Raw genomic sequence first — 21,259 nt, forward strand, 5'->3', positions numbered from 1 at the left:
CCAGTCCAGCCGGTCGCATCAATATGGTCAGTTTAGTCTGAAGGCTCGACAAGTTCGCCGTCTTCACCATGACCTCATCGTGCACCGTGACCGGCGTCGAGCGTGAGCCACCTTCGGACCCGACGTGGTCAGCCGCGACTGTATGCAGCCTGCCCGAGGTCGACCGCCGGACGACCGACACCGAGGGGGTCACCGATACCCTACGGCTGGGTCGATGCAGCGAGGAAGGGGGCCGACCCGATGAAGATCACGACGTTGCGGCTGAGCAACTTCCAGTCCTTCGGTTCACAACCGAAGGCGATCGATCTCGATGATCTGACGTATGTTCTCGGTCCGAACGGCTCGGGCAAGACCACTGTCCTGGAAGCGCTGTCGCGGCTGTTCAGCCCGCTGGAATCTCAGCGGAAAATTCGCCTTGAGGACTTCCACGTGCGCGTCGACCAATCCGCGGACGAGGTGCAAGCCGCGGAGCCGACCTTATGGCTAGAGGTGGATATCGAGTTCCCGGAAGCAGGTGCGGACGGGCAGCATGCGTCGGTTCCACCGAACTTCTGGCATATGGCGATCGACACCGCCGATGGGGTTCCGCGGACCCGTGTGCGGCTGACTGCGTCGCTGGCCCCGGACCGTGTCGTCGACGAGAAGATCGAGTACGTGCTGGAGGCGGACGGGACGGGTGAGCCCACTCGCTGTGCCGACATGTCACGGTATGACCGCGGGCACATCGAGGTGCACTACCTTCCCGCTCGTCGGGACCCTGCCGATCACGTCTCGTACACGACGGCGTCGCTCATCGGACGGACGCTCCGGGCCGCTGACTGGACTACGGAACGCGAGACGCTGAGCGGCCTCACCGCTGAGATCACCGCATCGCTCGGCAAGAACACCACCGTGTCGAGCATCGGCGTTCGACTCACCGACGAGTGGCACGGGCTGCACCACGGCGCGTACTTCAAGGACCCATCGATCGCCTTCGGACGAGGTGACCTGGAGGGTGTACTGCGCCTGCTCACCGTGACCTTCTCGCCCACGCACGACGGGGCGCCGCTGAGTTTCGAGCGGCTGAGCGACGGACAGAAGTCCTTGCTCTACATCTCGCTCGTGCTTGCCTGGCAATCCCTGGCTCGGCGGGTCAACAACGGCGAGGAGACCTCCGTCGACGCCGACCGCCTGCGCCCACCCGTGCACACCGTCATCGCGCTCGAGGAGCCCGAAAATAGCCTCGCACCGCAGTACCTCGGTCGGATCATCCGCCAGCTACGCGGTGCGTGTGCACACGGTGACGTACAGTCCCTCATTGCCACGCATGCACCCGCTCTGTTGCGCCGTGTCGATCCCGGCTCGATCCGCTTCTTGAGGCTGAATACTGTCCGGGAGACGACCGTCCACCGCATCGTCCTCCCCGAAGGTGACGAGTCGGCCGCCAAGTACGTTCGGGAGGCGGTGCAGGCCTACCCCGAGTTGTACTTTTCCCGGTTCGTCGTGCTCGGTGAGGGCGACAGCGAGCAGGTGGTCCTGCCCCGTGTCCTGGCGGCTGCCGGCATCGCCGAGGACGACGCATCCGTATCGGTGGTCCCCTTGGGCGGCCGGCACGTAAATCACTTCTGGCGCCTTCTCAACGAGCTAGAGATCCCGCATGCGACACTTCTCGACCTCGACGCTGGCCGCTTCCACGGTGGCTGGGGACGGGTGCGCAATGCGCTGAAGCAGATCAACGCCGTCCGCCCACAGACCTACACGGACGAGCAGATCAGCAACCTTCCCAAGTGGAATGACGACCACGACTTCCCAACACTGGTCGACCCCGGCTTCGAAGACGGGCACGGGCCCGTCGAGGTTCTGGAAGGGCAAGGCGTCTTCTTCTCCCACCCGGTCGACCTCGACCTGATGATGCTGGCGGCATACCCCGGTGCCTACGACATCGACCCTACCGAGCCGTGCGCGTCGACCGCACCTGACCAGGACACCATCGTGGCTGTGCTCGGAAAAAGTCACGTGAACGAAGACCGCCTCCCCGAGGACGTCCTGGCGCTCTTCGACGACTACCACGACAAGTTCGATCTCGGTAGCAAGCCCGCTGCGCACCTGGCCGCTCTCGCTGCCCTGAATGATCAGCAGTTGCTGGCTGACCTCCCCGACGTGCTTGCTCGACTGGTCGAACACGTGCGCACGAACCTCGCTGGGCTGCCGGAATGATCCGCCGCGATCAGTGGCACCCGGTCGACGGCCTTGTCCTCGAACCAAACGCGATGTCGGCTGTCACCATGCCAGACGAGAACGTCGTCGTCGCCGCTGGACCTGGGGCCGGGAAGACCGAACTGCTCGCCCAACGGGCGGACTTCCTGCTACGTACCGGACAGTGCCCCTACCCGCGCAGGATCCTGGCGGTGTCCTTCAAGGTCGACGCCGCCCGCAACCTGCGAGAGCGAGTCCGCCGTCGCTCTGGCTCACGGCTCGCGGCCAGGTTCGACAGCTTCACCTTCCACGCCTTCGCCAAGCGCGTGATCGACAACTTCCGGCCCGCACTGACCGGATACAACGCCCTCAACCCGGACTACCGGATCGATCCCGACACCCGGATCGAGGGTGAGCAGATCACCTTCTCCGACCTGGTTCCCCTGGCGTTGGAGATCGTCGAGACCAACGCCTACGCCCAAGGAGGCATCCGCCAGACATACAGCCACGTGTTCCTCGACGAGTTCCAGGACTGCACCAGCCAGCAATACCAGCTGATCAGGGCAGCATTCGGCCACGCAACAGCCGTCCTGACTGCAGTCGGCGACACCAAGCAGCGGATCATGGCCTGGGCTGGCGCACTGGACGGGGTAATGCAAACCTTTGCCGAGGACTTCTCGGCCCGGCCGCTTCCTCTGTACCAGAACTTCCGCTCGGCGCCCCGGCTGCGACGGATGCAGAACCGAATGATCGCGCAGATGGACCCCGCGGCTGTCAGCCCCGACGAGGAGCTGGCCGGAGACGACGGCGTCATCGAGGTGCTCGACTTCGACACCGAACACGACGAGGCACTGGCTGTCGCGGACCTCATCCACGACTGGCTCCACCAGGGTGTGCCATCACGCGAAATCGCCATCCTCGTGCGCCAGCAGCCGCATCTGGTCGCGGCAGCGCTCGGCAGGAAGCTCGTAGACCGAGGAATTCCCTTCCGCAACGAGCAAGAGAGCCAGGACCTCACCGCGGAACCAGTAGCTGCACTCGTCTTCAACTTCATCCGCGTGATCGCCGACGACAGGCAGCCCGACGCGTATACCGAACTCATGAGGGTCGCCAACCGATCGAGCGCATCCGAGGACGAGGCATCACGCTTGGACAGCCAGTTGAAGCGAATGGTCGGCACGACCCGAACGACCGTACGCAGCCCCAAGTTCAAGACCGGAGAGCCTGCTGCATGGAAGACCCTCGTCCACGAGTTCCTGCAACTGGTGTCACGACCGGTTCTGACCGCCTTGTCGACCGGGTACCAGCAGGGCACACGGCTCGACGACCTGATCGAGCAGGCACTTGAAGCTTTCGACCGGGAGCTTGCCGTTGACGGAGACGCCGTCCAAGCACTCCAGCGCCTTTCAGAGGTAGACGCTATCCGGTTCCTGACCATCCACAAGTGCAAGGGCCTGGAGTTCGAGAAGGTCGTGGTCCTCGGGATCGAGGAGCAACTCTTCTGGGATCCCACCACGGCGACGTCCGAGTTCTTCGTCGCGATATCCCGCGCGAAGCAGCATCTTGTGTTGACTCACACCAAGCACCGCGATCGACCAAAGGGACCCACGAAAAGATGGGACGAATGGCGTACACCACACCAAGGGTTCTTGGACTTCGCCCGCGAAGGCTAGTGTGATGTTCAGTAGTAATTGCCGGGTTGGGGCAGCCTTGATCCTCTCCATATAATTTCCGAATATTCGATCGAGTCGATATGCCAACTCTGCTCGGGTGAGGAATTTCGGGGACAATGACTCTAGGGCGGCGCCCCGCCGACCGCGCATATGAGCACCTGGACCAGGAGCCAGACCCCAGGCAGGCGACGGCGACACGTGGTGGCGTTCCTTGGCTGCTGGGCAGTGCGCTAGACTTGAGATCCGCCCACCCTCAGTCGGTGAGCGGTGTTGGATGCCCGGCGGGTGAGTTGCTGCGCCTCTACGGAGGTGTTCACCCGCCGGGTCTAAATAGTGAAGCGTAATTCCATCTTCTGAAACCAGAGGAAATACAGAGCATTTTCATCGATCAGAAAATATCCATCGGGAACACTACAGTTGGCCCTCGAAAGACACATTACATGACCTTCCCTGCATAAGTGTGGAAACAGGTCTATGGGTGTCCACGGAGCACGCTACAGAGGTTGAATGGTTGGGGTTACGGTGGTTCCAGGCCGGTGTGGGTGAAGAAGGCGTCGAGGAGTTCGGGTCGGTATTGGATGCGTTTGAGCCGGTTTTTGATCACGGTGACGAGGTGGTCGATCCCGTGGACGATGAGGTTGCCCAGGCTGCGTTTGATGTGGGACCAGACGTGTTCGATGGGGTTGAGGTCGGGGGCGTAGGCGGGAAGCCGGATGACGTGCAGCCAGTCGCGTGCCGCGATCAGCTCGCGCATCGCCGCGCTGATGTGGGTGTTCAAATTGTCCCAGATCAACACGATGGGGCCGCCCAGTTGCTGGTGTGCTGCGTCGAGCAAAGCGGCGTAACCGGCCTCGGCGAAACTACGCCGCTCACCCTTACGGCCGCGGTGAGTACGGATGCGATAAATCAACCGGGACCGCCGGCCGGGCTTGAGACACACCAGCCCGGCGACCGAGATCCGGCCGGATCCCTTGCCGGACACCGGAACCTGCGGGGTGTGTCCGCGACGGCCCCAGGTGCGGGCTTTCGGCGGACGCAGAGTCTGACCGGCCTCGTCCTCGAAACACAGCCAGGCGCCCTGCTCCGCCGCTACCGTTTTCCTGCCGGCCACGTCTCCTTCCGCCACGTGGTAATCGCTTGGTCGTCGCGCTCCGCTGCCCCGCCGGAACCTGGGGCGAGAACCCCATGCGGTGCAACAGATACGACACCCCGCGCAGGGTGTAGCGGACATGGAACAACCGGGCGATCAGATCAGCCACCCGCGCCAGCGTCCAGCGTTGATCCTCACCGAACCCATACGCGGCAGGACCGGCCTCCAACGCCCGCGCCAGCCGGGCCCGCCGCTGCTCATCCAACTGGCAGGCCGATCCGCTCGGGCCCTTCGACACCAACGCCTCCGGGCCACCCTCACGCCACCGGCGCCGCCACACATACACCGCATTGGCCGACACCCGCAGCCGCTGCGCGATCTCGCGGACCGGTATCTCCTGGGCGAACCACTCGCCCGCCTGCAACCGGACCGACTCCCGTTTGGCCCTGCCCTGCTCGGTCAGGCCACCTCCATCCGCGTACCTCATCCACCCCTGGGTAGATCATCAGCCGATCACGATCAACGAGGACACGCCGATCAGGCCAAGATCAACCCCGACGCTTCAACCTCTGTAATGGCCCGGGTCATCATCAGTAGTCAGGTGACCAGTCGTAAGGTCATGGCAACGCGGCGAGCGTCCTGCGGGCTGCCATCGGTCCCACTCCTGGCGCTCGAGGTGATCGAGAAGAGCCTGTTCGGCCGCGGTGATCGCGTCGGGCCAACTCTCGCCGTGGGATTCGCGCTCTTGCGCGACATCCGCCACGGCTTGAGCCCGGGGTGAGAGTTGCCAGCCGAGGGCATGGAACAACTCGGTGGCACTGGGCTCGGCCAGGTAGGTGGCGGTGACGGCGTCGACGTGCAGGTCCGCCGCGGCGTGCCCGAGCAACGTGGTCGGGTATCCGTCGATGAACAGCGGAGTGTCATGAGGCAGCCACCCGGGCAGCGGCGTCATCTCCGATGGTTGACGGTGTGCGACATAGCGCAGGACAGCAAGCAGGGCGGCGTCACCGAGTCGACGGTCGGCCTGGGTGTCGTCGAGTTGGCGTGCCAAGCGAGCAGCGGTCTCGACGGCGTCACCCCATACCCAGGATTCTTCGAACTCCTGTGAGAACTGCGCCAGACGCAAGGCTTTCTCCGTCAAGGAGAAACCGCATTCCCGGTAGACAACGTCGACACCTTCCATACAGAGGGCGCCAAGCGTGTCGGCGGTAACGCCGAGGGTGTGCAGCACGTGGCCGTGCAGGTCCACAGGGCTACCGTGTTCGGTGAAGTAGGAAAACACCTCGGCAGGGAGGCGAGTTCGCCGCTGGGCGCCCATCTGGTTGACGGCATAACGCAAGCGGCCATACAACTCAGAACATCCTAAAATTCGCGCAGGCATTACATGTCCTTTATGGATTATCGAATGGGATGTTGACTGGAAGCGGTTCAGGTGACAAGGAATCCGTCGGTGCACACGGTCAGGAAGGTGATAAACGGCTCGGTTCTATAGGACGTAGCCATTGATCAACTTCTCTGAGGGTGATGTTGGCCGGTGTCGGGCAAACGGCACCGCCGACATGGGGCGTGCGACGGTGAAAGGTGGTGACCAGACGGGACCTGGTCACGCGACCGCGGCGGGCACGGCGCGCTGCGCAACATCGACGGCGTTGCTGTCCGTGTCGACCGTGGCCGGTTGACGCGGCGCCCGGTCGAGCCGTTCGAGGATGGCGTCCGCGACAGTGAGCACGCGCTCAGCCGAAGCACGGGCGGTGTCGCGATCGGCGGCCCATCCGACCGCGTACGGCACGGAGTAGGCCAGGGTGTCGAGGCCGCAGATCGCGGCCACGATGCACGCCACCGATTCGGCCTCGACTTCTCGCAGCGGGCGCGGGGTGTCGGTGCGGGTTTCGTGGTCGCACAGGATGTGCGCCAACTCGTGCGTGAGCGTCTTGGCCGCTTGAGCGCAGTCGACGTCGGCGCGTACGGTCACACGCCGCTCAGCCCAAACGGTCTGCCCGAACGCGCCGCCACAGTCCCCCGGCTCGATCCGGTAGCCGCGCGCGGTGATCTGCGCTGCGATCCCGTCCCAGAGCCCGGCGGGGGCGTCGCCGGACAACTCAACCGGCAGCGGCGGAGCCGGCCGATTCGCCGCCGGATCGCCCTGTAGCTGGGAGACATCAACGACGGGCACCAGCATGAAGCCGGACAGTGCGGCTTTCCCCGACGTCTCCTCATCGCTGGTGGAGTCGCTACCGTCGTCGGCATCGAGCATGCGAAAGCGAGGCTTCCAGATCTTGATCTTGTGAGTACCCTTGCGCATGTACCCGTACCCCTCTTTCCGCCACTCCGACAGCGGGCGAACGTCGGTGGCTTCCGGGCATTGCTGCAAGATCATGATCAGATTGTTCAAGCTGTAGCGGCGAAGCCACGCGCGCGAGGTGATCAGTTGCTGCCAACCGTCAGCGGTCATGAGCTTGTCCACGCCGTCGAGTAACTGTTGCCGGGCGGCCGACAATCGTTCGGCCCGTTCCTCAGGCGACAGCGTGCGGCGGGAGGTCCGGCGGTCGGTAGACGCGCGGCGCTTGGGTGTGCGAGTCATCGCAGTCACTTCTCCTCAGGGGTGGGTGCGGTGTTGGGTGCGGTGTGGCGAATCGGGGTTGCTGTCCCGAGACACCACACAAGTAATGTCGCTTGTGGACGGACGCGGGCTCAGTCCTGGGGTGCGCGGACCGGCACGATCACGTGGCAGAAGGCGGCACGGTCGTTGATCCCGTCCGGAGTGTCGGTGAGCAGCACGGGACGGGTGACCGTCGTTTGGGTGTGCAGGGTGACCGTCTCGCCGGTGAAACTGGTGAGGGCATCGGCGAGATACGCGGGCTTGAACCAGAACGCCGCCGGGTCAGTGATCCCGTCAACGGTGGCGGCTTGCTCGGGTGCGGCCACGGCGTCGGCGTGGTGGCCGAGCACGGGTGCGACCGACAGCGACTCACGGGTGACCGTCAAAACAATGTGCCCGTCACGGTCGCGTTTCGCATCCAACACGGCCGCCGCGCGTCGTGTCGCTGCCAACAGCGCGGCACGGCCGGTCTGCACGGTGCCGGCCGCGGTCTCGGGAATGAACGTCTGATACGGCGGCATCTCGGCGTCGAGCGTCCGAACCGACACGATGACATCGCCACATGCCAGCGATACGACCGACGGACTCGCGGCGTCGTCAAACCCAAGGTGCACGCGGTCACCGCCGAACCGTTTGACGACTGGCGCGACCAGGTGCCCGGGAACCAGTGCGCTGGCTGTCTGCACCGTGCGCCCCGTGGATTTGGCGGGCAGGGGCGCGATTGCCAGTCGATACCGGTCGGTGGCGGCCAAGGTGACCGCATCGGCGGTGATCTTGAGGTTGATTCCGGTGAGCATGGGCACGGTGTCGTCGGTGCCGACGGCGATCATCACGCGCGCCATCTCCTGGGTGAACCGTTTTCGCTCGACAGACGCGACAGGCCGCGCGACATCCGGGATCGTGGGGTAGTCCGCGGCGGGGAAACTGGTGACCGGCATCGTGTACCCGGCAAGATCAACTACTGCGGTGCCGTCATCCAGAATGCGGACAGTAACCGGCAATGCGTCGGCGTCCCGCTTGCGGGAACCCTTGACCAGAGCCCCGAGTAACCTGATGAGTTCACTGTGATCAACAAGCACGGTACCCGCGGCCTGCACCGCACCTGGCACGCGAACGGTCACGGCGGTCTCGTAATCGGTGGCGCTGACCGTGAGGTGACCGTTACGAGCCTGCAGCAGTACACCGCCCAGAATCGGCAAAGGCGGCCGCTTGGGCACGACCAGCCCGACGGTCGTCAACGCGTCGGCCAGGGCGGCGCGATCGGTGGTGAAGCTCAGCCGGGCAGCCGACACGGTGCGCACGGTGGCCGGACGGTCGGTGGTGATGGTCATCTTGAATACCTCCGTAGATCAACAGTGGTGTGAATGAGCGGAAAGAGGGTGCGGCGGCACGGTTCAGGCCGCACGCAGATGGCGCGCCGGAGCGTAGGGTCCGACTACAAAGGTGCCACCGTGCAGCGGTGTTAGTTCCTTGTGCGGCAACGGTTGCCCCGCATACGGGGTGTGCATGATCAAGTGACCCGCAAGGTTGCTGCCGACGTCATCAGGTACGCGCCGTATCGTGAAGGTGAACGCACCACGAGGGTCGCCGACCGAAATGGACACCGTGACGGAGTCCTCCGACTCGTCGGTGTGCACCGCGGCACTGTTGCACCACGACAACGGGATTCGTTCCGGATCGTGCGGGCCCTCGCCACTGTCCGGGTCGATCTCCCCGACCGGTTCGAAGTCGGCGCATGTAGCCTCGCCCGATGCGGTTTCGTAGCCGTCCGGCGATTCGGTCAACTCTTCACCGCAAGCGCGGCAACGGTGCGTCGCGGAGTCGGTGTTGAATTCCAGGCAGACCGTGCCCGGCATCTCATCGCATAACTCGGCGGAGTTACCGTCGACAGACAGTGCAGCAAACATCACAAACCTCATAAGGCATAGAGAACGGAATAAAGATCAGAGGAGGCCCGCGGGCACGCCCTGGAAGTGACCTGCCCGCGGGCGACAGGAATCAGAAGATCATGAAACCGACGCGGCCGATGCGGCATGCCGGGCACGCAACGGTGTTGGTGGTCTCGTCGATACCGTCGGCGTCGTCGAAATCCCAGGGGGCAGTATCGCAGTCGTCGGGCTCGAAATGCCACGAATCAGCGTAGGCCAGCCACCGAGCACCACACGCCTGACAACCTGCGGCACACTCCGACGCGTCGAAACCCTCGAGCTCGAACACGACGCCGTCGGGGTCACCGTCCATACCGGCAACGCCGACCAGCTCACTGGTGTAGTCGCCGATTTCGCCGACCAGGTACCACCCAGCAGGCACTATGTACGACCGGCCGGTGATCTCCCACCGGTCGGCGTAGGCATGCCCGTACCGGACCGCGCGCGAGTGTGCCTCGCGTGAAAATTGATACTCGACCCCGACCAGCGCGAACGGCCTGTGCACCTGCACCGCGGTCACGGTGCGTCCATCGGAAAGATACGTCTCCGACGATGTCTCGTGGAACACCGTGCGCGCCGTCGTATAACCCTCGGCCTGCAGCTTGTCCAGCACGTCGGCCACGAAACGATCGGCCACATCGTGTCGAGTGGGCGCGTCCGGCCGGAAGTCCTCCATACCGACACGCTCATAAGGGGTGACCACACAAGCCGACTCGGCGCACAGCGCGAAGTCCAAGGCATCGTGCAGCCGACGGCCCCACGGATTATCCGCGTTGTCCACCATAAGAGTGATCGTGTCGCGCGCGTCGACAGTCAGCGAGAAGCGCGACACAGACGCCTCGAGAATAGTCATCACCGACTACCCTTCCAGTCCGTATATAGCGATGTTGGATTAACGATCAGAACCCGGGGTTGCCGTCCCGTCGCCTGACTAATTACCAGCCTAATCCCCTTGTCGCGAAAAATCAAGAAATCTCACTATGCCTATCCGCACTTCACCCGAATAACATGGGCCCGATTCACAAATGGAACAAATGCCGAAGTGTGCTCCACTGGCAATCCAACGACCAGAGAAGAAGAGAAATAAAAAGAAGAAGGCGGCCAATCAGAAGGGCCGGGAGAGAATTAGTTTGCAATCTCATTTATGTGGAATATCGCAACATAAGCAGTCGTTACTAACGTATCCGCGATCCTTCGCCCACGCATTGTCCTACTGATCATGTGCCTGTTGGCACTCAAGTTGGGGGACGCATCGGAAGGGCGGCCACCCTGTGGAACTGCAGCAAGGCAGGACCGGGCCCCTTCCCCCTGGCGGGTATCCAGGCGGGAAGGTAGAGAGGAAGCGACTTGGGAAGGTGGTCGGGCTGTTGGTTCTCACAGCTGACGCCGTAGGCCCACCATCAATGTCGTAGGGACGCCCCACGCGATACCGTGATGAGATTCGTTGCCGCGGAAGTCAGACGGGGTCGGTGGCCGGTCAGAGGACCGTCGCGGACGGCGGTACCTGACAGACCCGGGGGTGACTCTCAGCCCGCTGAAGACCCTATGATAGCTGCTGTCGACGGCACCGAGTTGTACTCATAAGGATTGCTCGTCCGGCTCCTCGTCAAGCCGGGCGAACAATGCCTCGATCGCGGCCCGCTCTGCGGCGGGCGACATGCTCGGCGAATCCCGGGCAGGTTCTTCGTCGTCCGGCTCGTCTCCGCTTCGTGGTCGCTGAGCGATCTCTGTCGCGATGCGTTCGTGCAGCTCTTCATGTGCCCAGACGCCCAAAGCTAGGGCCGATGATCGGATGTCGTTGAGTTCATCGATGTCATCGATGACATCAGGAAAGGCGAGCATTCGGTTAACCCACTCTGCGCAGTCAGCGACGAATCTTTCGTTGATCTGTGGCGGGAATGCCTCGGGGGCAATAGTACGCAGCTGTGCCAGTTGCGACCAGGCGTACCCATAAGTGGGTGTGCCGAGTCCATCGCGTGCGGCTTCGATGACGACGGCCGGCACTGGACAGCCCTTTTGACGAAGCGTCCTGATTAGCCTCACTGGTCGGCCGGCGTCGCGCAAGTGGTGCTGCCGCCAATCTTCGGCCACGGTCCGAAGCTTCTCTTCGAACCAGGATATGAGGGTTTCGTCTCCGGCCACGGCGATAAGGTCGTGTACGAATTGGAGCCGATCTTCGCGGTACGGCCATTGTCGCTGGTGATCGACGGTGGCTGACCCGCCGAATCTGACGTGCACGTCATGCCATCCGGGGTGGTCGCTATCGAAGCACCGACGCACGCCGTCCAGTAGTGCTGTCCGAGCTTGTTCTGTCATCTGACTGGCTGGTTCGAGCCGTCGATACAGCCAAACCAACTGCTCGAAGAACACCGCACCGCTAACCGCTGCCAATGCCTGGTCGGGATTGCGGATCAGCCAGTCCGCGACGAAGTCCTGCACCGACGGGTTGGCGACGTTAATGAATGTGTGCTCGGCTTTCTCACTGCTTAGCAGAAACGAATCGTCCAACACGCGCAGCGCCGACCGGAAGTCGTTTCTGGTTGGCCTGCCACCCTGCTCGGAGACGAGGGACTCGAACGCCCGCCAGGCGTCGTCGACCACCACGTCGGCGCCGAAGGTGGCAACGGCGACGAGCAAGGCGCGACAATGCTCGTCCAGTTGCCGTTCGAACGCGTGCTCCCAGATTCGATCGGGGTTGTCGAGGATTCCGAGCGCAAAATCGAGGTAATCAGCCTGTATCTCCCCATCGAGGCGACGTGAGGCCAGTCCGGTAATGTACTCGATCAGGCGTGGGTTGTAGTTGGGGTGGTCGACGATCTTCAGATATGCCCTGTTCCGCAGCAGCGCGCGGCGAATGGGCGCGCTGGCCTGTCCGGAATGCCAGATGTGGTTGTAGAAGATCCGGGCGCGATCGAAGCGCGTGTAGGCCGATAGTTCGAGCAGGAATCGACGCATAGGCAACCCGGCCCGGTCCAGTTCCTCATACCATGAGGCTGCCTGCTGCAGGATGTGCTCACGGGTGGTCAGCACCAGGAGATTGTTGTCACTCTGCGTGCATCGCCGCATGAACGACGTCAGGCGCTTGTCCTCATTTTTCGCCAGACGATCCTGTAGAAACGTGCTCCCAAGGAAGTCATCGTAGTAGAACGCGCGAGCTTCCTGGTCATTGACGATCTCGAAACCTTCCTCAATGTCGGAAGACACCTCAACCGGTTGGTAGCCGTCGACCGCGGCGTCAGCGAGCAGCATCCGGGCCAGCGTTGTCTTCCCGATCCCCGGTGGCCCGGAGATGACCAACACCCGCTCGGACCGCAGCCGCTTTCGGGCCTCCCAGAACGTCTGATTCTCAACGTAGCGAGGCAGCCACGCCTTGATCTCTGCGTGCAGTTGGTGACTGCGAGCCCAGGTCGCGGCGTGAAGCCGCTCGTCAAGCTGTGCCGCACTGGCCAGCCACAGTTTGACGTGCGCTCGTTCCACCTCGGGGTGGCGGTTGAGAAGTCCTTCGAGATCGTCTGCGCCGAGAATGTGATCGTCAGAGTTGATCCATGGGACCAGGACCTTGGCAAGTTCCGTCTTACGTAAGGGGGTCAGCGGCTGACTGGTCACGAATCGGTAACGCCAAGGCCTTGGGGTCAGCGCGCCGACACGTTTGGCCTCGGTAGCGGCAGCCGATTTCAGCTGAGCGTAGGTAGATCCGAGCATATGCTTGCACTGGATGATGTCCGGCCCACCGGGTGTCAGTCGTCGGAGATCAATCCCCTGGTCGGCACCACGGGCAAACGCCTCGTACACGACGCCGTCCTCTGCTCCCATAAGGTCGGCCACGAGCAACTCGAAGTCGTGATCGGACAGCATGCTGTACGTGCGCACGAGACGAGCTTGCCAGAGCACTCGACTATGTCGAGCGGGGACTCCAGGCGATCAACCTCCGCCAGTGGAGCCCGCGGGCATCTCCGTGGTCCAGTTCTTCCTGCCAGCCGTGTGTTCGGGCCATCGACGCGCTGATGGGCGGGAATGGTGAATTTCTGCGGCGACACCAGACTGACGGATCCTGGCCGGTTTCGAGGCCGCGGGCGTGGCGCACTGTTTCCGGGGTCAGCGCGGGCGGGCGAGGCGGAACACGAGTCGCCCGCTGGAATTGTGTTGTCCAGCGCACTTCGTGCAGGGACAGGAATCCGATGCCGCGCTGGCGGAAAGCGTCGACGACGGTCGGCGGGTCGGCCGGTCCCAATCATGAAAGGTGGCGATGACCGATACCAAAGGCGTCAACTGCTCGATCAGCGGCTACTCTCAGTGACACCGGGATCGCTTGCGAGGACGTGAACGGTGTCACCGGTGCGCAGGGGCGCATTCTGTGGGCCTTTGACGTGGGGGTTGATCCAGACGGGACGGTGCTCGCCGCCGGCGGGATACCACTGGTTGCGCCAGTGTCCGCGGACGGTCCAGCGCACCCGATAGCTGCGGTCGGTGTGCGGTTCACGCTGCGGGGTGTCGGCGCGGTCGCGGATGCGTACGACGCGCACGGCATTGGGGTTGTAGCCCTGGCGTTCGGCGCGGCGGCGGACAGTGCGTGACAGCGGTTGCTCGTCGACGGCGGTAACGCCGGGCTGGGTAATCAGCAGCCAGGTCGCGCGCACCACCTGGCCCCAGGCGACCGTGGTGTTCTTGATCTGCTCCCAGCCGACATGGGTCTTTTGGAAATCCGCGCGATGCACGACGGTGCCGGACCGCGTGATTTCCTTGATGCCAATTCCGGCGGCGCCGAACCTATTAACCAACTCGTTGTCCCAGTTCAGCTCGGCGTGAGTGCGGCGGTAAAGGGCTTCGGCCTGCGACCGCGACATGCCGCGGTGCTTCATGAGCAGCGGAATTTCCGTGTCCGGATCGTTGTTCTACCAGAACGTGATCCACACTCCCGGATCGCCTTCGAGTACCCCGTCCAGTGGTCCCCACGACGCGGCGGCAATCGTGACCATCCCGGACGTCTCGGTAGCCACATACGAGGGAGTACCGGGCAAAGCGTCGGGTAGGTAGGAGCCGATCGGCTCGGCGAACACCACGAACCCGGTCTCAGCGGGAACGTCTTCGGGGTGCAGGTTGTGCACCGGAAGTGTTTCCGCGGCGGCGAGCGCAAGCCTGGTCATGTCCTCGGTGACGTAGAACAGCGCCGCCTCGGCGAGCCGCCGACGTTCCTGTTCGAGCAGTCGTGCTGCCTCGCCATATAGGTCACCGCTCATCGCGGGCATCGTGCCGCGCTGGTTGGCCAGGTTGTAGACCAGCGCCTGCATCTGGAACGGGCTGCGCAACGAGTCCGCCAGCGCCTCTCGCACCGCCGACAGCTCCCGCGGCGCGGGCGCGTTCCACTGCGGAGACTGCGGGAGGTCACTTGAGTTTGTCACAGGAATTACTGTAAGGGATCACCGAAGCACATTCAGTGATATTCGACTCCTATCCGCCCGGGGCGAAGCCGGGTGTCGAGAGTCAGCACTTGCGCGCCGGCGGCGGGGAACCGATGACCGTTTAGGTGTTGGCGTGCCAGCGTTTCACAGGCCCGCCAGCGAGGGTTTCGAGCCGGTGGTGGTCGAGGAATTCGCACGCGGGCTCGGCGAACGGCTTGGTGAACCGAACAGGCGGCTTCGACCTCGCCACTTCGCGGTACCGCCCAACAGTCTGCGTCCGGATACGCCAGCACCCACGCGACGGCGTCGGACTTTGCGTCGCCGAGCATCACCCCGGCGTCGGTCGCGGCGAGTTCATCCGACCTGGCAGCGACACGCCAGGAATCTTCCCGGGGTAGGTGCAGACCTCGAACACCTTTCGACTCCCCGCCACCAGGCCCCGATCTTCCGGTCGGCGTGGTTACCATAGAGCTGCCTGTACTTGTGCTAAGACAAGCCGGTGTCGTCCGTAACCATGGCCTCCCTTCGCTTCGGGTCACTCGGTCGAGTGGATCTGATCTTCGGTGATGCCTACCTTGCCCCGGGTGTCGGGACGCATCGCTTCGTCCTCCCGGTCAAGACCATCGCCAGCTGGCTGGATCCAGAAGTCCCAGACTCGATCACACCAACCCTTCTAACCGGGACTGTCTGGACTGATCTACCGTCATTCCGCTGGGTTGCGGGGCTGCCGACTCAAACCTTCACGGTCCGCGGGTATCAGGTTAGCGAAGAGCTGTTCATCGACCTATCAGACGAGCAGCTCATCGCGTTGGAAGACGGGCGTGGAGAGGACGATGTCGCACTGCGCATCAAGCTCCAGGCCACCCTGCTCCAGGCTGACACATCTATACATCCGGTCGCTCATGAGGAGACGGCTGTTCGAATCTCGCGGGCGCGTTGGCTCGAGCAGCTTGATCAGATCGGCCACGAAGTTGGCATCGTCGTTCGTGTCCCTAGCCCACTCACCGACTCCGCGCTTCAGCTCCCTCCAGTGGCAGCCGTTGAAGACGCACCGTCCCTCGCCCAGGCCACGGCGAGGCTCCGGCAAGCGCGAGCTGAACTGCGTGATCATCAATGGGAGCACTGTGTCGCGACGTGTAGGCGGATCTTGGAGAACATCGGCCGGCTGGTCACCCTCCCCCCTGCGAAGCGGATCTTCGCCAAGTCGGTCGACACCCGAACCCAGGATGAACGCTGGGCAGCGATCTACTACGACACGAAGACCATGACGAGCGCCGCACACCACGACGACACGACCACGGACACCTTTAGATGGAGTCAAGCCGATGCCGAAGCGGTTCTCGCCACGACGGCCGGGCTACTCAAACGGTACGTCACACCGTCATGACCTTCTGTGTCCGAACCAGGTCATCGAGGAAGCTGCGGACCATCCGGTCGGAGATGCTCTCGGTCCGGCCCTTGTGCACCTCCAACACGATCTACTCGAGGACCTCTGCGGCCTCCCCACCGAGGCCGGCGTCCTGGAGCCGAAGATGTTCCATGGACTGTCAACGTGTTAGACCCGCCGCTCGCATGAAAACCTCCACGCGCTTGGCGGGGCTTCCTGGAACCATTGGGGGTGGAGGTATCTGAACGTGGCTATCAACTTCGGTGCGTTGAACCAGGCACGCGGGGCCGATGCGCTCATCGACCCGCGAGACATTTTCAATGCGCTTCCGACCAAGCCGAGCGGCATGAATTTTCTTCGCGGACCCCAAGACCAGGTCCTGGAGAAGTGGTTCGCCCGCCGGGCGCAGCGCGATGTCGTCGTTAAGCTCAACACCGGTGGCGGCAAAACCGTCGTCGGCCTGCTCATCGCAAAGAGCTCCCTCGCTGAGGGCAAGGGCCCCGTCGCTTACCTCGTCCCTGACAAGTACCTCGTCGACCAGGTGATCGCCGAGGCAGGGCGGCTGGGCATCCCGGTCGTGAACGACCCGAAGATCTTCGCGTACTCCCAAGGCTCGGCGATCTTGGTCGACACCTTCCAAAAGCTGTTCAACGGGAAGTCGGTCTTCGGTGTTGGTGGGAGCTTCGGAAGGTCGCCGTCGGCACGGAGGCCACACACCGTCATCATCGATGACGCGCACGCCTGCCTGAACAAGGCAGAGCAAGCCTTCCGGCTTGCCATTCCGAGCACTCATGACGTATACGACGAGCTGCTCGCGCTGTTCGCGCCGACACTGAATGATCAGTCGCCGGCCGGGTTCGTCGCGCTCGAAGCTAAGTCGAGCACCGGTGTACAGCAGGTCCCCTACTGGACATGGGCCGAGAAGCAGCGTGAGGTTCTGACTACGCTGCAAGGGCTCGCGGCGGAGGACGACTTTCAGTTCTCCTGGCCGCTGATCGCCGATGCCCTGCCGATCTGCCGAGCGGTCTTCACCTCCGATGCCCTGGAGATCGAGGCGCCCTGTCTTCCGTCCGACGTCGTCACCGGCTTCGGCCAAGCAGAGCGCCGTGTCTATCTGACGGCGACGTTGGCCGACGACGGCATCCTGGTCAGTCACCTCGGTGCCGACCCTGCGGCGGTAGCCGATCCCATTACCCCCGCCAGCGCTGGAGACATCGGAGACCGCCTGATCCTGGTGCCGCAGCAGACGCACCCGAGTGCTGCGGATGACGAGATCCGCGACCTGATCGTCGGACTGGCCGCGGACCGCAACGTGGTGGTCATCGTGCCGAGCCGACGCCGAGCGGCCTATTGGGAGCCGTACGCCCGGTTCGTCCTCGACAAGGACACGCTGACGCGAGGTGTCGACCAGTTGCGCCAGAATCCACGGCTGGGCTTGGTCGTGCTCATCAACCGGTACGACGGTGTCGATCTTCCGGGTGATGCCTGCCACGTCCTGGTGTTGGACGGCCTCCCCGAAGCCATGTCGGGAACCGAGTGGATCGACCAGGCTCAGCTCGCGGGCTCGGAGCTGCTGATTGCCCGGCAGGTGCAGCGCCTCGAACAGGGTATGGGGCGTGCGACCCGCTCAAACGACGACCACTGCGTGGTTTTTCTGCTCGGGAACCGCCTGGCAGAGCGCCTGCACGGGACGGGTGCCCGAGAGTGCTTCTCCCCCGCCACTCTGGCTCAGCTCGAACTGTCGGAGCAGGTCGCCGCTCAACTGGAGGGCACCGGCCTCGACGCGCTCACGGAGGCGGCGCTCCAGTGCCTGAACCGAGACCCTGACTGGTTGGCGATCAGCCGCGCCACGCTCGCGCCGCTGCGCTACGGCAGCGCCAACGTTAGTGAACTGTCGGTAGCGAGTCGAGAGGCCTTCGAGCATGCGGTTGCTGGGGACTTCAACGACGCGCTGACCTCGATGCAGCGCGCGATCGATGCAGCCGACGGACCAGCCGAACAGGGCTATGTGGCTCAGCAGTACGCGGCCTATGAGCATCACATCAATCCCGCGCGCGCCCAGCAGACCCAGAAGTCGGCCAACCGCAAGAACCGCAGCGTGCTGCGCCCGATGGATGGCGTCGAGTACGAGAAGTTGTCGTCACCGACGCTGGAACAAGGTGCCGCTGCGTCAGCCAGCCTGCAAGAGCGCTATACCTCGGGCAATGACCTGCTCCTCGGCATCAATGCGCTTCTTGGCGACCTCTCCTGGGGCATCCGAGCGGAAGCCTTCGAGCAGGCCTGGCAGGACCTGGCTGATCACCTTGGGTTCGCGGGCCAGCGTCCCGAGCGAGACACCGGTCGAGGCCCGGACAACCTCTGAGCGCTGACCGACGGGACCTTCCACGTCATCGAGGCCAAAAACGAGGTCAATGAGTCGCAGCCGGTCTACAAGAAGCACGCCGAGCAACTCTCCAACGCGATGGACTGGTTCCGACAGACGTACGGCACCAAGAGCACCGCGACGCCAGTGCTGATCCACTTCCGCGCGATGTTCGACAAGAAGGCCGCCGTGCCGACGGGTTGCCGAGTCGTCAGCAAGGACAAGCTTGCTGCCCTCCGGAATGCCATCCACGCGTACGCGACGGCACTTGCCGACGCCGACACCTTCCGCGATGCAGCTAGGGTCGGACGTCTACTCGCGTCCCTTGGGCTCACGGCGACCAACTTCGCCGACCGATTCACCGCGCCGCCACTCCGCGACACCTGAGGTGTCCCTGGGCGACGGGTGCTCTATAGATCGCGACGCGCGATTTCAACGGCCATATGAGCCACCTGCTACTGCAACTTGAAGATCTCGAGCCGCCGAAATTGCCCTTCCAATTGTTACAACGCTTGGGGTTCGCGTGCGAAGACGTCGAGGAGTCGGTCGCGGAAAGCATCAGTGTCGACTTTCTTGACGACCGCGACGGACGGGCGAGGTCCGTTGGTCGCCTCCGCTGTCGTCTTGCCTCGGACAGGATGCTCGTCGAGGTGGACACGAACCGGGTAATGGTCGAATTCGGCGAGCGCTGGTTCCAGGGCGAGCACGGCGGCAAGGGGATCGTGCAGGAGCAGCGGGGGAAGCTCGCCGGGCTGCTGAAGCAGTGCGGCGGCGGCCTGTCCCCAGAGGTGCGTGGGATTGGCCGCGAGCGCGGCGAGCCATTCGCGCGTGGCGACGGCTTGCCGTGTGACGTCGAGTGGTACGACGGTGCAGTCGAAACCGGCGCTCAACACGGCATCGGCGGCTTCGGGGTCATGCCAGATGTTGCTTTCTGCGTCGGCCGTACGGTTGCCGGCCGCGGCGAAAGCTCCCCCCATGATCACAATCCGGTGCAGCAGCCGCGGTAGATCTGGCTCGGCAGATAACGCAAGCGCGATGTTAGTGAGGGGGCCGAGCGCAAGCAGGCTGTGCGCTCGGGGTTGCTGTCGACTGAGTCGAACGATCTGCTCGGCGGCAGATTCAGCACTGGGGGTACGTGTCGGAATGCCAGCAAGGGCACCAACCGGGTCTTCGGGGTGCCCAAGGTGCAGCGGCTGGTTGAGCGGGGCTTCGGCACCAATCGCGACCGGAGTGGTCGTGTTGCCCGACAATTCGAGAATACGCAGCGAGTTGTTCGCAGCCGCTTGAGCGTGGACGTTGCCGTGTACGCTTCCGACGGCGACGAGGTTCACGCCACGATGTCGCGCGAGATAGCTCAGGGCGAGGGCATCGTCGAGTCCTCCATCGGTGTCGACGATGAGGTGCTCAAGCTCGTCGGTCATGGGTCTCCTTTACGGGTGTGGAACGGTAGGTGGCAACAACCGGAGAACGAGCGAAGGCCCGGGAGACGCGCTGTAGCCACGCTATTTCCGCGTCGATGTCGTCCAAACGCTCGGTCGGGGGGTCGGGTGGATCGTGTGCAGGTGGAGCACCGGCAGCTCGCGCCGTCAACGCGGCCGCGATTTGCACGGCTTCCACGACAGCGTCGCGGTCATCCCATCCAGCTTGCTGCGCGGTGGTGCGAACCTCGTGGGCAATAGCAGGGCTCCGGTGAGGTGCAAGGAGAAGCAGGCCGTCGCGGGTCTGGGCGAGGCGCTGCGCCAGGCGCCATTCGATGCCGCGTAGCTCGGTGATGACGCGCGGCGTGTTGGGCATGCGTGCGATCTCTGGGAATGCTTCGTGAAGGTGGCGCCATAGCGGCCCGATACGACGATAGGCACGCAACTGGTCCGCGCGACGGTGGATGTGGTCCAAATAGGTCGCGCCGCTCGCCAGCAGCACGCCCATCACGAGCGCAAGTACGGCGATACCTGGAATGCCGACAACCACCGCGCAAGCAGGGGACGCGAACGGCGCGTGACAAACTCCGGCCTCGTCGCCGGCTCCCTCACTCGAGTTGGTGACCACGTGCTCGATGACGATCGCGATCTTGGCAGCAGCGTAAACCACGCCACCCACGCCAGACATCGCGATAACCCGCAACCCAGCCCGTAGGTACCGTGACGCGTGCCGAGAGAACCGCCACAACATGATCGCCATGTCACCGGCGGCAGCACCAACGAAGAGTGAATATGCCAGCGTGTAGATGACCAGGGTGGGGTCGACCGAGAGGTAGGCGTCGAAACTTCCTACTAGTGTCACCGGATGTGGCCAGAAGAACATGGCAACAAGCACGCTGAGGACCACCAGGAGCACAGCGAGCCGCAACCGGAGCTTCTTCATGACCCGCTCTCGGGGGCAGCTGGTATACAAAATCAACGCTTCCCCGCAGAACCCGGCGATCAAGCTGGCGCAGTTTCCCACCAGCTTGAACAAATCGGGCGCCAACCGATTCACCCATTCCTGTGACGGCGTCGCCATCACGGCAAAGGTGACACCGAGCGCGGTCAACAACGCTACGTACGCTCTAAGGGCTGGCGTACCACCGTTTACGTCGGCACGCCGTGCCCTCACCAAGGCCGCAGTCAGCGCGGCGATAGCAACCGCATAGAACAGGACGGCAGCCAT

The 21,259-nt window shown here is 63.6% G+C and carries 16 protein-coding genes and 1 pseudogene; 5 read left to right on the top strand and 12 right to left on the bottom strand.

From position 1 onward, the window contains the following. The first annotated feature begins 240 nt into the window (after positions 1-240). Entirely contained in the window at positions 241-2,196 is a 1,956-nt protein-coding gene (locus ACFSXZ_RS00475) for an ATP-dependent nuclease (RefSeq protein ID WP_378260023.1), read from the top strand. Positions 2,197-2,249: 53 nt separating this feature from the next. Continuing rightward, positions 2,250-3,848 carry a UvrD-helicase domain-containing protein gene (locus ACFSXZ_RS00480; RefSeq protein ID WP_378260343.1) on the top strand — a complete coding sequence of 533 codons (1,599 nt, stop codon included), beginning with the start codon at positions 2,250-2,252 and terminating at the stop codon, positions 3,846-3,848. Between the two features lie 517 nt (positions 3,849-4,365). On the opposite strand, the gene ACFSXZ_RS00485 is transcribed toward ACFSXZ_RS00480, so the two are convergent. The 10 genes and pseudogenes from ACFSXZ_RS00485 to ACFSXZ_RS00530 form a co-directional block, all read right to left on the bottom strand. Then, a complete protein-coding gene (locus ACFSXZ_RS00485) occupies positions 4,366-4,959 on the bottom strand; it encodes an IS630 family transposase (RefSeq protein ID WP_378260025.1) in 594 nt (197 codons plus the stop codon). 106 nt (positions 4,960-5,065) lie between these two features. After that, positions 5,066-5,425: pseudogene (locus tag ACFSXZ_RS00490) on the bottom strand (helix-turn-helix domain-containing protein); the annotation flags it as partial. Positions 5,426-5,500: 75 nt separating this feature from the next. Continuing rightward, the gene (locus ACFSXZ_RS00495; protein WP_378260027.1) at positions 5,501-6,289 is read right to left on the bottom strand and encodes a hypothetical protein; all 789 of its coding nucleotides are present in this window, start codon (positions 6,287-6,289) and stop codon (positions 5,501-5,503) included. 252 nt (positions 6,290-6,541) lie between these two features. Continuing rightward, complete coding sequence (locus ACFSXZ_RS00500) at positions 6,542-7,519, bottom strand: hypothetical protein (RefSeq protein WP_378260029.1); 978 nt, start codon at positions 7,517-7,519, stop codon at positions 6,542-6,544. A 110-nt stretch (positions 7,520-7,629) separates the two neighbouring features. Further along, a complete protein-coding gene (locus ACFSXZ_RS00505) occupies positions 7,630-8,868 on the bottom strand; it encodes a DNA polymerase III subunit beta (RefSeq protein ID WP_378260031.1) in 1,239 nt (412 codons plus the stop codon). A 63-nt stretch (positions 8,869-8,931) separates the two neighbouring features. Then, positions 8,932-9,321 (bottom strand): hypothetical protein, encoded by a 390-nt coding sequence (locus ACFSXZ_RS00510; RefSeq protein WP_378260033.1) that lies wholly within the window; start codon positions 9,319-9,321, stop codon positions 8,932-8,934. A gap of 214 nt (positions 9,322-9,535) precedes the next feature. Next, entirely contained in the window at positions 9,536-10,318 is a 783-nt protein-coding gene (locus ACFSXZ_RS00515) for a hypothetical protein (RefSeq protein ID WP_378260035.1), read from the bottom strand. 725 nt (positions 10,319-11,043) lie between these two features. After that, on the bottom strand, positions 11,044-13,335 hold the full coding sequence (locus ACFSXZ_RS00520) for an nSTAND3 domain-containing NTPase (protein ID WP_378260036.1): 2,292 nt from the start codon (positions 13,333-13,335) through the stop codon (positions 11,044-11,046). Positions 13,336-13,742: 407 nt separating this feature from the next. Continuing rightward, complete coding sequence (locus ACFSXZ_RS00525; protein ID WP_378260038.1) at positions 13,743-14,324, bottom strand: hypothetical protein; 582 nt, start codon at positions 14,322-14,324, stop codon at positions 13,743-13,745. Between the two features lie 33 nt (positions 14,325-14,357). Continuing rightward, positions 14,358-14,864, bottom strand: coding sequence for a hypothetical protein (locus ACFSXZ_RS00530; protein ID WP_378260040.1), 507 nt, complete (start codon positions 14,862-14,864; stop codon positions 14,358-14,360). A gap of 547 nt (positions 14,865-15,411) precedes the next feature. Here ACFSXZ_RS00530 and ACFSXZ_RS00535 point away from each other — a divergent pair. From ACFSXZ_RS00535 to ACFSXZ_RS00545, 3 genes are all read left to right on the top strand, one after another. Further along, positions 15,412-16,251 carry a hypothetical protein gene (locus ACFSXZ_RS00535; RefSeq protein WP_378260042.1) on the top strand — a complete coding sequence of 280 codons (840 nt, stop codon included), beginning with the start codon at positions 15,412-15,414 and terminating at the stop codon, positions 16,249-16,251. Between the two features lie 247 nt (positions 16,252-16,498). Next, positions 16,499-18,613 carry a DEAD/DEAH box helicase gene (locus tag ACFSXZ_RS00540; protein WP_378260043.1) on the top strand — a complete coding sequence of 705 codons (2,115 nt, stop codon included), beginning with the start codon at positions 16,499-16,501 and terminating at the stop codon, positions 18,611-18,613. Between the two features lie 99 nt (positions 18,614-18,712). Further along, entirely contained in the window at positions 18,713-19,000 is a 288-nt protein-coding gene (locus tag ACFSXZ_RS00545) for a hypothetical protein (protein ID WP_378260045.1), read from the top strand. Between the two features lie 116 nt (positions 19,001-19,116). Here ACFSXZ_RS00545 and ACFSXZ_RS00550 read toward each other — a convergent pair whose 3' ends face one another. Both ACFSXZ_RS00550 and ACFSXZ_RS00555 read right to left on the bottom strand, forming a co-directional pair. Beyond that, positions 19,117-20,034: a nucleoside hydrolase gene (locus tag ACFSXZ_RS00550; protein ID WP_378260047.1), complete on the bottom strand. Its 918-nt coding sequence runs from the start codon at positions 20,032-20,034 to the stop codon at positions 19,117-19,119. After that, a complete protein-coding gene (locus ACFSXZ_RS00555) occupies positions 20,018-21,259 on the bottom strand; it encodes an MAB_1171c family putative transporter (protein ID WP_378260049.1) in 1,242 nt (413 codons plus the stop codon). The genes ACFSXZ_RS00550 and ACFSXZ_RS00555 overlap by 17 nt, the downstream gene beginning before the upstream one ends.

Origin of the sequence: Amycolatopsis pigmentata, assembly GCF_042684065.1 — a bacterium.
GTDB lineage: Bacteria > Actinomycetota > Actinomycetes > Mycobacteriales > Pseudonocardiaceae > Amycolatopsis_E > Amycolatopsis_E pigmentata.

Excerpts from the sequence above, each read along its gene's own strand:
- ACFSXZ_RS00500 (WP_378260029.1), bottom strand. The coding sequence starts at position 7,519 with ATGACTCGCACACCCAAGCGCCGCGCGTCTACCGACCGCCGGACCTCC.
- ACFSXZ_RS00555 (WP_378260049.1), bottom strand. The coding sequence starts at position 21,259 with ATGGCTGCCGTCCTGTTCTATGCGGTTGCTATCGCCGCGCTGACTGCG.
- ACFSXZ_RS00515 (WP_378260035.1), bottom strand. The coding sequence starts at position 10,318 with ATGACTATTCTCGAGGCGTCTGTGTCGCGCTTCTCGCTGACTGTCGAC.
- ACFSXZ_RS00525 (WP_378260038.1), bottom strand. The coding sequence starts at position 14,324 with ATGAAGCACCGCGGCATGTCGCGGTCGCAGGCCGAAGCCCTTTACCGC.
- ACFSXZ_RS00505 (WP_378260031.1), bottom strand. The coding sequence starts at position 8,868 with ATGACCATCACCACCGACCGTCCGGCCACCGTGCGCACCGTGTCGGCT.
- ACFSXZ_RS00475 (WP_378260023.1), top strand. The coding sequence starts at position 241 with ATGAAGATCACGACGTTGCGGCTGAGCAACTTCCAGTCCTTCGGTTCA.
- ACFSXZ_RS00480 (WP_378260343.1), top strand. The coding sequence starts at position 2,250 with ATGTCGGCTGTCACCATGCCAGACGAGAACGTCGTCGTCGCCGCTGGA.
- ACFSXZ_RS00550 (WP_378260047.1), bottom strand. The coding sequence starts at position 20,034 with ATGACCGACGAGCTTGAGCACCTCATCGTCGACACCGATGGAGGACTC.
- ACFSXZ_RS00545 (WP_378260045.1), top strand. The coding sequence starts at position 18,713 with ATGGACTGGTTCCGACAGACGTACGGCACCAAGAGCACCGCGACGCCA.